Consider the following 11,450-nt stretch of genomic DNA (forward strand, 5'->3'; position numbering starts at 1 on the left):
ATTTGAGTCTTTGGGAATGCGGCTTGGAATTCCGGATTTAAATTTTAACTCTGGAATTTTGTTTTTAAATTTTGGGTTTGAAATTTTAACTTTGCAATTCGCTGTGAAATTTTATTTTAAAATTTGAGCCTCGCGATTCGGTGCTAAATTTGCGGCGTGAAATTTCGATACGTAAAATTTTAAACCATAGAGCTCAGCGGCGTAAAATTTCAAGGCACGGCGCGGGAGTCGGGCCGCATTAAATTTAGCGTGACGGACGCACCGTTTGCGAAACAGCGAGCGAGCGTTAAATTTAAATGCCGCGGCATTTGGCTCATTGTTTAAGGCATTTGAAAAATTTCAGATCGCGACGCTCGGTTTAAGTTTAGAAAGGTTCGCTCGCCGCAGCTCGGGCGCAAAATTTAATGCCCGAGCCGGGGGCGCTAAATTTTAATAGGCGGGCTTAAAATTTTAAAAAATTCTAAGCCCTAGCGAAATTTCAAGCTCTATGAAATTTCAAAATTTTAAATCCGCCGCGGCAGCCTTTGGACGCAGTCTCAAATCGCCGCGGTGTGTGCGGCATAAGAGCGTAGCGGCTTAAAATCGCGTGGCTTTCGGAAGCATTAAGTTTCAAAAGCGCCGCGGTTTCAAAATCGCGCGAGCTTTCAAGATCGCAAGCTGTTTGATCTAGCGAGGTTTTGGGTTGCTAGGCTCCGAGCCTTGCGGGCTTTTGGAGGCGCGAAATTTTCAAAGCCGCGATAGTTCCAAGGCCGCTACGAGCGTTCAAAGCCGCATCGGTTTTCAAAAGCGCCGAACCGGGGCTGCGGATTAAATTTACGATTTTATAGAGCTTAAAATTTAGACGCGCAAAAGCGCGCGAAACGAGGGGAAGCGATGGCAACGAAGCAGAATGTGCCTGCAAATTTATACGATCTGGATATGGAGCGCGCGATTTTAAGCTCGCTTTTGCAAAACGAGGACGCATACGGCGAGCTGAGCGAGATAATCTCGGTCGGCGATTTTTTCTACAAGCCGCACGCCGATATCTACGAGGCGATCGTCAAATGTTCCTCGCACAATGAGCCGATCGCGCCGAGTTTCGTTAAAAAATGGCTAGCCGAGCGCTACGACGATGGCGCATTTACCGAGGTCGTAGCCACTAGCGGCGTGGTCGATGCCCCAAAATACGCGCTCGAGCTGCGCGAAAAATCGATCAAGCGCTCGCTAATCAAGGTCGCGCACGAGATCCCTTCGATGGTAAACGAAGCCGTGCGCAGCAAAGACACCGCCGATAAAATCAGCTCTAAAATTTACGAGCTCATCGACGAGGAGCGCCACGGCGGCATCAAAAAATCGCACGAGATCATCGCCGACGTGGTAGAGGAGCTGAAACGCCAAAAGGCGCTCGCAGGCTCGGAGCTCGTGGGGCTGGATACCGGCTTTCGCTTCTTAAACGACTGCACGAAGGGGCTAAAGCCGGGCGAGCTCATCATAATCGCCGCCCGCCCCGGCATGGGCAAGACCGCTTTTGCGTTAAATTTGATGATGAAAACGCTGCAAAGCGGCAAGGGCGTCGTATTTTTCTCGCTCGAGATGCCCTCCGTGCAGCTGATGTATCGCATACTAAGCGCGCTTAGCTCGATCCCGCTAAGCGACATAATGAGCGCCAAGCTCAGCGACGACGACTGGACGCGCTTCAACGACGCTTGCGATGCGGTGCTAAATATGCCGCTTTTCGTCTATGACAGCGGCTACGTGAACATCCACCAAGTCCGCACCCAGCTGCGCAAGCTCAAATCCGCAGACGCCAATATCGAGCTTTGTGTGATCGATTACATCGGACTTATGACGAGCACGAGCAACTACTCCGAGCGCCACCTGCAAATCGCCGAAATTTCACGCGGGCTCAAGCTCTTAGCGCGCGAGCTAAACATCCCGATCATCGCGCTATCGCAGCTAAACCGCTCGCTCGAGGCGCGCTCGAACAAACGCCCGATGCTAAGCGATCTGCGCGAAAGCGGCGCGATCGAGCAGGACGCCGACATCATACTTTTCGTCTATCGCGACGAGGTTTATAAAGAGCAGATGGAGCGCGAGCGCATTTCGCGGCTGGAGGCCGAGGGCAAGGACGCGGGCGAACCCGTGTTTAGGCGCAACGACTATCAGGAAAAAGCCGAAATCATCGTCGGCAAAAACCGCTCGGGCGAGGCGGGCAGGACGATCGAGGTGGGCTTTCAGGGCAGATTTACCCGCTTCGTCGATACGAGTTTCGGCGGCGAGCCCAGCGAGAGCGCGATCTTTAATGAAAACGACAATCTCGACTACGTCTCGCAGCTGCAAGATCAGGGCTTTGAGGAGCCCGCTGCGGCGCGCCTAGATATGCCGAATACAGATGCGGCGCAGAATTTGCAACAGAATTTAGCGCAAAGCTTTAACGGCGCGGAGAGTTTTAACGAAGCGCAAAATAGTGTCATAAGTTTAAACGAAAGTTCTGCTGGTGCTCGAAATTCCGGGGTAAATATCGATTTTGACGAGATGCCTAGCTTCGGCCAAAGCAGCGGGCAGGACGGCGAGGAGATAGACGGCGAGTCTAAATTTAGCGCAGAGCATGGTTTGGCAGAGGCGCAGCGCGCACCGCAAAAGCAAGAATTTAAGGGGCAAAATTTAGATGATGCAAGAGCGGGCAGTGTCGCACCAGAAACAAAAAGCGCACATAAAAATTTAGCGGGCATTCCGCGAGGCGTAAAAGACACATCGCAAGGCTCAAATAACGCACGGCAAGAGGACGCTGCGTGTTTTGAAAGAGGCGAGTGCGATGAGCCGCCTTTTGAACCGCAAGAGGACGAGGCAAAATTTAAACCCGCGCCGCCTTTAAATATCGAAGAGATGGGTATTCCAAAGATCAATGAGGCAAACAGGCTCGATGACGACGACGCGCCGCTGGATCTGTGAAATAGCGCTTAGGCTCGCGCTGATCGTTAGCGTTTTTTGTTTCGCACTTTACGCGCAGGATTTCAGTGACGCAGGCTTTTGCGCGCTGGCGGCGTTTTGGGCTTATGCGTTATTTCAGGTGCTATTTAGCTTTTTTTACGAGGCGAAGCAGCGCGCCAATGCGGCGCTATTTCGCAGCAGCGGGACTTTGATTAAAATTTTTAGGGGTAGGCTCATAAGCGGGGTTTTTGCCTTCGCGGGCGCGATCCTCTTAAGTGCCACTTTGGCGCTAGGCATAGCGGATCTGCGCGGCGCGGAGCTATTCGCGACGCTCGCGGCACTGCCTGCAGCTCTTGCTCTGATGCGCCTGGCGGTGCTGAAGCTCAGTCTAAAAGAGATTAAAAATCCCAGAATTTTATCGCTCAAACTTAGTATTTTGCTGCTCGCCGCGCTTGCCGTAGCGGTAAATTTCGCTATAAATTTAGCCTATTTGCGGTTTGCGGACGGCGCAGATACTACCGCGCACTCTCAAAATTCCGCGATAAATTTTACTCCGCCCGTCAGCGCTACCGCATCCGTGGGAAATTTCGCGACAAATGACGCTTCTGCGCCCGTCGGAAATTTAGCAGCAGATAATACCTCTAAATCCGCTAAAAATTCCGTCGCGAACAACGTCGCCATAGTTATCGAAAATTCCGAGGCCGATAATGCCGTCAAGTCCGTGCCGGACGCTGTCAAAAATCCTACCGCTTCGCCCGTAAATTTTAAAGCGGATTCTGTCAGGGCGGTGCACGCCTCGGCTGCAAATTCCAAGGCAAATACCGCTGCCGTACCGCAAATCAACGCTAAAAATTCTACGACTAGCTCCGCCGCAGCGCAAAATTTAAATTTAGCTCCAAGTCCCGCCGCACCGAGCATGGCCGCCGACAGTTCCGCTAAAAATTCCGCGACAAGCTCCGCATCAATCCCTGAAATTTTTGAAATTTTAAAATCTACCGCGCCGCAAGCGCACTTCAAATCCGCCCTGCTAAATGAAATTTACGCTTTGAAATTTTATAAAAACGCGCTGTTTGATCTGGCGCTGTCGCAGAGCCCTAGTGCGCTGAAAATCGCTCTTTTGTTTCTGATCTGCGCGGGCGATTTCCTCTTTTACTGCGCGATTTTGCATCTTTGCGCCTTCGTGCTTTTTGCGCCGCGAGCCACGTCCGCGCCCAAAATAGGGCGCTTTAGCGGCACGATCTTCGCGCTTGCCTACGTCACGCTGTGTTTGATCTGCGCCGCGCAGACGCGCACGGTAGGCAGCGGAGCGGAGGGCGCACATCCTAAAAGCGCGGTCGAGACGAGCGTGCAGATCGTGCTGCAAAGCGGCGAGCGGCTGATCTTAAGCGCGCGCGAGGCGGACGTTCTAAGAGGCGAGCTAAACGCCACGCGCTTCGCCGCGGAGGCAAACGCCGCATCCGCGCTGAATAGCTACATCGACGCCGTTTACGACGAGGGCGCGAGGCTTAGCGCGCAGAAAATGGCGGATTTCAATTACTCGTTTCTAAGCGATTATCTGGTGCTGTGGCACGGCGTGTGGGACGATGACGCGGGGGCGTATCTGAATGAGAAATTTGCGGGCTTCGTAAGCGAGAGCTTCCCGAAAGATTTTGGCGAAAACATCGCTAAAATCGCTGCGGCAAACGTCAAAAATTATGAGAGCTCGCTGAATTTTACGCTCAAAAAATATGGTGCGAAAATTGATCTTAACGTCACGCAGAGCTTCAGCCTAAAAAGCAAGGCGTATCGCGCGAGCGGGACGGGGCTGGGGGCGCTGGGCGGCGTGCTGGGCGCAAAGCTGATAAGCAAGAGCCTCGCTAAAACTGCGGCTAAAACGGGCGCGAAAACCCTTACCAAGGCGGGCGCCAGCGCGACTAGCGGTAGCGCGGGGCTCGTGTGCGGCCCGGGCGCGGTGGTATGCGTGCCTGCGTTTGCCGTAGCTACGTGGTTTGGGCTGGATTTTGCGTTTGCCAAGGGCGACGAGGCGCTCAATCGAGAGGAGTTTGAAGCTGCGATCGTGCGCGATATGATGGCGGCGAAAGAGGAGCTAAAGCGCGCACTGGCGGAGGATTTCAACGCGACGATAGATGAAATTTCGAGTGAAATTTTAAATTTAGATGGGAAGTAGGCGGCGGATTATGAGCTTTCGTGCGTAGCGGGCGGCGTGCATCAAAATGGGTGGTTCGGTAGGCAGTTCGGCAGGTACGAAACGTTAGCAAAACTAGCGGCGACAAAATTAGCGGCGCAAAACAAGCAGCGCAGCGGGTTTTTGAATTTATAAAATTTTATCCTACGTGAACATGCGGCGAGATTTAGACCCGTTGCGAGTAAAATTTAGCAGCGGATTGAGGAATTTGCGTGCGCGAGGCTTGCACGACAGCGGCTAAATTTTAAAATTTCATTTAAGCGCAGGCGGGTGGGATTACGGCGCACTTATCGCGCCGCCGCACCCTTTAAATTTAAGAGCCAGCTAAAAATTTTTATATATAATCGCCGCTTAAAACAAGGAGTGCTAATGAAAAAATTCTATCTTAAAATTTCGTTATTTGCGTTTATAACGGCATTTGTAGCCATCCCCGCTGCGGCACAATCGCCTTTAACAGGCTTGATAAAGTTGGAGGATTTTAATAACGAAGAGCAAAGAGCGCTTTTTAAATCCTGCGATTACGGTGACGGAAAATATGGATCGTGCAATAAACTCGTTGAAATTTTATCTAAAGAGTGCGAGAACGGCGATATGCGCTCGTGTGCTACACAGAGTGAGCTTTTACTATCATTACGCCGAATAGAGGAAGCTACGAAATATCTGATTAAGCTGTGTGATGCTGATAGTACATATCACTGTTTTATATTGGGTACGCTAATAAATATATATCTAAACGGTAATATGCAAACAGCAATCAAAAGCCTTGAAAAAGTTTGTAATAGCGATCTTAAAGATAGAGATATAGTTTGCAAAAATATCGAGGAACTGAAAGCTTGCCTAAAAGACAAAGAGTGTAACCCTATAAAAAAAGGTAAAATTATTTTTGAAGGTGTCGAAAGGAAATTATATGGGGAAAATTAATTTTGCATTTTATTCTATGATATTTTTAGCTTCTATCGCAATAGCGGATAAGCCTACGGCTGAAGAGGAAAATCTTTATAACGAATGCGATAAAGGAAACGGCAAATATAGTTCGTGTACTAAACTAATAGAAATTTTATCTAAAAAATGCGATGGCGGAGATATGATCGGATGCTCGGATCTTGGTTATATATTAGGTCCTAAGCTTGGTATGCGTGAAGCTTCTATCACTCCTTATGGAAAATCTTGCAAGGCGGGTATTGCGGAGTCTTGTTTTGCTCTTGGAACACAAGACATAGGTTTAAGAGGCAACATTAAAAAGGCTGTAATGAACTACACTATAGCTTGCGAAAAGTATTCAGAACGTTTGGAAGAAGAAAGAATATTTAAACTAAAGTCTTGCGCGTTAAAGGTAGCTTTAGAAAACTGCTTACGAGATGAGGAGGAACACGATCCCGTAAAGTGTGCGCTAGAAGCATTTAAAGAAATAACTGATAAATACAACGCAAATTCAACAAAGGAGTAAAAGATGGCAAATCCAAAGAAGGGCAAAGAGCGATAATAAAAGAATTCTATCCCGTAATTTTGGCTCCTTTAATAACGCAAGCCGCAGCAGGGCGTAACCAAAGCGCAGCCGCTAGCAAAGAGATAAAATTTACGTCGCTTTCTGATTTAAATTTATATTGTTTACGAAGGCTGAAATGAAAGCGCTATTTTTTATACTCGTATCGGCTCTGTTGTTGAAAGCCGCGAGCGTAAGCGAAATTTATTCTCTAGGAGCGCCTGCGTGCGATACTTACGATTTAAATTTAAAGAAATGCGGTAGCGGCGACGGCGAAGCATGCTATTTGGCGGCTTTAATTCTAAATAATAGATCTTGCACACGAAAAAACGATGATTTGGCATTAGAATTTTTTGAAAAATCATGTAGTTTGGGATATGCCAAGGGTTGCATTTTTATGGGGCGAGCGCATTCGCTTACGTCTTTGGATGAAAAACACGCGAAAATCAAGACATATTACGAAAGAGCTTGCGAACTAGACGCGAAATTTTGCGACGATTACGGGCTTTTATATTTTTACGGCGAGGGCGTAAAAAAGGATGAGCTTGTGGCAAAAGAGTATTTTAAAAAATCCTGCGATGCAGGAAATCCCGCAGGATGCGGGCACTTTGCCACATCGTTAAACAGAGAGGACAAAGATATAAACGAGGTTACGAAATTTTATGAAATCGGCTGTAACGGAGAGCATTACCCTTCGTGCTACGCTTACAGACTACTGTTGTGGGCTAAAGTAGATAAAAATGAAGGCAAAAATTTTTGCAAAAAGGCTTGCGACAGGGGCAATATAAAGGAGGCGTGCAAATGGGTGCTTGATATGAGCGAGGAGGAGAAAGAGCAAATTTTATATTTGAGGCGGTATTTAAAGCTGGGCTGCAAAGACGGCAATGCGCAAATGTGCAAGGATTTAGGAGCAATAGGAAATTAGGGCAGAATTTTAAATACTAAATTGCCCCACTTGCAAGCTCATGAAATTCGGACTTTAAAATTTAATCTTAATTGGGCTATAATCTTAGAATTAATATTCAAAAAGGAGTTTTTATGCAAACACAAAATAATTTTATAAACCGCGAGCTAAGCTGGCTACGCTTCAATACCCGCGTGCTGGAACAATGCAAAAAGGATATCCCGCTAATTGAAAAATTAAAATTTCTAGCGATTTACAGCACGAATTTAGACGAATTTTATATGATCCGCGTGGCGGGCTTGAAGCAGCTTTTTACCGCCGGCGTTATAACCAGCGGGGACGATGAGATGACGCCTCTTGAGCAGCTGCGCGCGATCCGCTCCTATTTAAGAAACGAACAAACCGAGCTTGAGCAGCAGTATTTCGGCATCCAAAAGGAGCTTTGCAAAAACGGGCTTTTTATCAAAAGCTACGACGAGCTACAGCCCGAGCTAAAGCCGGTAGCGGACGAATTTTTTTTCTCGCAGATAATGCCCGTAATCGTCCCGATCGCAGTGGATGCGACCCATCCTTTCCCGCATCTAAATAATCTCAGCTTCTCCCTCGCAGTCAAGCTCTGCGACGAGGGCGCGCCTGAGTCGGTGCATTTCGGGATGATTAGAATTCCGCGCGTGATTCCGCGCTTCGTACAGGTCGCACAAAACACCTACGTGCCGATCGGCACCATCGTAAAGCGCCATGCGGAGGAAATTTTCCCGGGCTACAAGCTCATCAGCTCCGCAGCCTTCCGCGTCACGCGAAACGCAGATATCGTAATCGAAGAGGAGGAAGCGGACGATTTTATGATGATCCTGGAAGCAGGGCTTAAGCTGCGCCGCAAGGGGGCTTTCGTACGGCTTCAGATCGAAAAGGACGCCGATGCCGAGCTTTTAGAATTTCTAAATTCTCATCTTAAAATTTTTTACAAAGATATATATGAATGCGCCGTGCCGCTTACGCTGGACGGGCTTTGGGAGATCGCCTCCAATAAGGATTTTTCCTTTCTAGCCCATCCTCAGTATCTGCCAAAGACGCTGCCCCCCTTTAACGAAAATACCTCCGTTATGAGCGCGATGGAGAAGGAGGATATCCTGCTGATCCATCCTTACGAGAGCTTCGATCCTGTCCAAAAGCTCATCAAAGAGGCCGCCAAGGATCCGAAAGTCATCTCGATCCGTATGACGCTGTACCGGGTGGAGAAAAACTCCCCGATCGTTCAGAGCCTGATCGAGGCCGCAAGCGACGGCAAGCAGGTAACGGTGATGGTAGAGCTTAAGGCGAGATTTGATGAGGAAAACAACCTGCACTGGGCGAAGGCGCTCGAAGACGCCGGCGCGCACGTCATCTATGGTATCACGGGCTTTAAAGTCCACGCCAAGGTAACTCAGATCATCAAAAAAGAGGACGGCAAGCTAAAATTTTATATCCACTTAGGCACGGGCAACTACAATGGCTCGAGCGCTAAAATTTACACCGACGTGAGCTTTTTTACCTGCGGCGACCGCTTCGATAAGGACACGACGAATTTCTTCCACATCCTCTCGGGCTACAACAAAAACCGCAAGCTCGACAACCTCTCTATGTCGCCGATGCAGATCAAAGAGCGACTCCTTGCGATGATAAAAAACGAGGAGAAAAAAGGCTCTGCCGGCAGGATCATCGCTAAGATGAACGCTCTTGTCGACGGCGATATGATCAAGGCGCTGTATAAAGCAAGCGCCGCGGGCGTGAAGATCGATCTCATCGTGCGCGGCATCTGCTGCTTGCGCCCCGCGCTTAAGGGCGTTAGCGAAAATATCCGCGTGATCTCGATCGTCGGCAAATACCTAGAGCACGCTAGAATTTTTTATTTCGCGCACGCGCAGCCCAGCCTATACATCGCGAGCGCGGATTGGATGCCGCGAAATTTAGAGCGCAGACTGGAGCTGATGAGCCCGATTTACAACGAAAATCTGCAAAACAAGCTCAAAGAAATTTTAAAGCTTCAGCTAAGCGACAATGAGCTTGCATTCGAGCTACAAAGCAGCGGCGAGTACCGAAAGATCGTGCCGAAAAAGGGCGAAGAGAAAATCGACGATCAGGAATTTTTAGAAATTTATTTCAATAAAATTTATAAAAATATCCGCAAGCATGACGAAAGCGGCACGGCGCTAACCAAGCTTTTGAAGGAGAGCTAGGCGCGGTCTCGGTTCTGCTAGGGCTAGCTATGTGCTAAGCCCACGCGCAAACCGAGATCATAAAATATTAAATGCAGAATTTTACACCGTGAATGCGCGAGTAGATTTACGGAAATTTTAAAGGGATTAAATGAAAAGATATCTTTATCTAGCCGTTATAGCTATGTTTTGCATGGGTGGAGTCTTTGAAGACGCGGATAAGCTCTATAAGGACGGCGATTATTCTAAAGCGATAAAAATGTGGCAGCGCAGCTGCGACGGTGGAGATACGCGAAGTTGCTATAGGCTTGGAAACTTATATCGATTCGGCAGGAACGTCACTCAAAACTATCAAAAAGCGGCGAATTTTTATCAAAAAGCCTGCGATGACGGAGATATGACCGGTTGCTATGAGCTTGCAGGACTATACTTTGAAGGCTATGGCGTTAGACAAGATTATCAAAAGGCGGCGAGCCTGCATCAAAAGGCTTGTGACGGCGGCAATATGTTTTCGTGCAATTTGCTTGCAATTTCATACGAATCCGGTATCGGCGTCCCAAGAGACAAGCACAAGGCTATGGTTTTGCGTCAAATGATTTGCGATAACGGTGATGCAGATATGTGCAATAACCTTGCATATTTATATAAAAACGGCGACAAGGTCGAGCAGGACTTGCAAAAGTCGGAGAGCTTATATAAAAAAGCGGCTGTTTTGTACCAAAAGAAAGCTCAAATAAATCAAAAGAAATGCGATGAAGGCAGCCTATATGAGTGCCAGCGCCTAGCGGATCTATATATAGATGGTAGGGGCGTAGAGAAGGATTTCAAAAAGGCTGCGGATTTATACCAGAAGGCTTGTGATGGTGGCAGGGCAGCGGCGTGCTTGATTCTGGGAGACTTATACAAAGCAGGCAATTACCAAAAAGCAGAAAGCCTATATCAAAGCGGGCTAAATTTGCTTAAAAATACTTGCGAGAGCGGGGATGCAGACTCGTGTAGTTATCTCGGGGATTTATACAAAAATGGATGGCACATTAAACAAGATAGATCCTTAGCAAAAGAATTTTACGGGAAAGCATGCGATTTAGCAGAGCAGATCGGCTGCGACGAATACAAGCAATTAAACGAAGCGGAACTCATCGATGATAAACACGGTATCGCACCGAGCGCGCCTTAATCCGTGAAGCTTGCATGCTTGCGCACGAACAAGGCTACGCAATCAGCGAGCTATCAATTTTTTAGAATTTTAAAATTCTAAATTTTATAAATTATCTTAGGCGCAGCTTCCTAGAAATACTAATCTGCCATGATGCCAGCTATATACTACGCGTAGATAAAATTCCGCTCACTTATGATAAAATTTTAAAATTTCTCAAGTTAAAATCTTAAAATTTACTCACTATCTCATCGCATGTATTTCATGAAAATACTTTTAAATTTAAAGTAAAAATTTGTAATTTTAAAAAATGTAAATTTAAGAGATAAAGGCGTAAGCCTAGGAATTCTTTAAATTTAATTAAATTTTATAACTATAAATGATAAATAAATTCTTTTTAATTTAAATTTAAAGAATTTTTCACTAATATATTGCTATTTTTAATAACGCCTATGAGAAATAGTATTATAAAAGGATCAAAATGAGCTTATTTAGGTTTTCCATTGCAGCGGCGGGAGCGCTTTGTTTATGCGCGGTCACTTTAGCTGCACAGGATGATAGCGAAGGTGGCTCCCAAAATTTAGGGCAGATCAATGTTACGGGAAACGTAGAAAGCG

General features: G+C 47.3%; 7 protein-coding genes. All 7 read left to right on the plus strand.

Features of this window, described 5'->3' with window-relative positions:
- The first annotated feature begins 873 nt into the window (after positions 1-873).
- The 7 genes from Q0614_RS01850 (at position 874) to Q0614_RS01880 (ending at position 10,854) form a co-directional block, all read left to right on the plus strand.
- Positions 874-2,931: a replicative DNA helicase gene (locus Q0614_RS01850; protein ID WP_298786126.1), complete on the plus strand. Its 2,058-nt coding sequence runs from the start codon at positions 874-876 to the stop codon at positions 2,929-2,931.
- Complete coding sequence (locus Q0614_RS01855) at positions 2,885-5,077, plus strand: hypothetical protein (protein ID WP_298786128.1); 2,193 nt, start codon at positions 2,885-2,887, stop codon at positions 5,075-5,077. Before Q0614_RS01850 ends, Q0614_RS01855 begins: the two co-directional genes overlap by 47 nt.
- A gap of 387 nt (positions 5,078-5,464) precedes the next feature.
- The gene (locus Q0614_RS01860) at positions 5,465-6,016 is read left to right on the plus strand and encodes a hypothetical protein (RefSeq protein ID WP_298786130.1); all 552 of its coding nucleotides are present in this window, start codon (positions 5,465-5,467) and stop codon (positions 6,014-6,016) included.
- The gene (locus tag Q0614_RS01865; protein ID WP_298786132.1) at positions 6,003-6,542 is read left to right on the plus strand and encodes a hypothetical protein; all 540 of its coding nucleotides are present in this window, start codon (positions 6,003-6,005) and stop codon (positions 6,540-6,542) included. The genes Q0614_RS01860 and Q0614_RS01865 overlap by 14 nt, the downstream gene beginning before the upstream one ends.
- A gap of 175 nt (positions 6,543-6,717) precedes the next feature.
- Entirely contained in the window at positions 6,718-7,503 is a 786-nt protein-coding gene (locus tag Q0614_RS01870; protein WP_298786134.1) for a tetratricopeptide repeat protein, read from the plus strand.
- Between the two features lie 113 nt (positions 7,504-7,616).
- Entirely contained in the window at positions 7,617-9,698 is a 2,082-nt protein-coding gene (locus Q0614_RS01875) for an RNA degradosome polyphosphate kinase (RefSeq protein WP_298786136.1), read from the plus strand.
- 130 nt (positions 9,699-9,828) lie between these two features.
- A complete protein-coding gene (locus tag Q0614_RS01880; protein ID WP_298786138.1) occupies positions 9,829-10,854 on the plus strand; it encodes an SEL1-like repeat protein in 1,026 nt (341 codons plus the stop codon).
- Positions 10,855-11,450: the final 596 nt, after the last annotated feature.

The sequence above is a fragment of the uncultured Campylobacter sp. genome, assembly GCF_937997595.1.
Taxonomy (GTDB): domain Bacteria; phylum Campylobacterota; class Campylobacteria; order Campylobacterales; family Campylobacteraceae; genus Campylobacter_B.

Excerpts from the sequence above, each read along its gene's own strand:
- Q0614_RS01870 (WP_298786134.1), top strand. The coding sequence starts at position 6,718 with ATGAAAGCGCTATTTTTTATACTCGTATCGGCTCTGTTGTTGAAAGCC.
- Q0614_RS01865 (WP_298786132.1), top strand. The coding sequence starts at position 6,003 with ATGGGGAAAATTAATTTTGCATTTTATTCTATGATATTTTTAGCTTCT.
- Q0614_RS01855 (WP_298786128.1), top strand. The coding sequence starts at position 2,885 with ATGAGGCAAACAGGCTCGATGACGACGACGCGCCGCTGGATCTGTGAA.
- Q0614_RS01875 (WP_298786136.1), top strand. The coding sequence starts at position 7,617 with ATGCAAACACAAAATAATTTTATAAACCGCGAGCTAAGCTGGCTACGC.
- Q0614_RS01880 (WP_298786138.1), top strand. The coding sequence starts at position 9,829 with ATGAAAAGATATCTTTATCTAGCCGTTATAGCTATGTTTTGCATGGGT.
- Q0614_RS01850 (WP_298786126.1), top strand. The coding sequence starts at position 874 with ATGGCAACGAAGCAGAATGTGCCTGCAAATTTATACGATCTGGATATG.
- Q0614_RS01860 (WP_298786130.1), top strand. The coding sequence starts at position 5,465 with ATGAAAAAATTCTATCTTAAAATTTCGTTATTTGCGTTTATAACGGCA.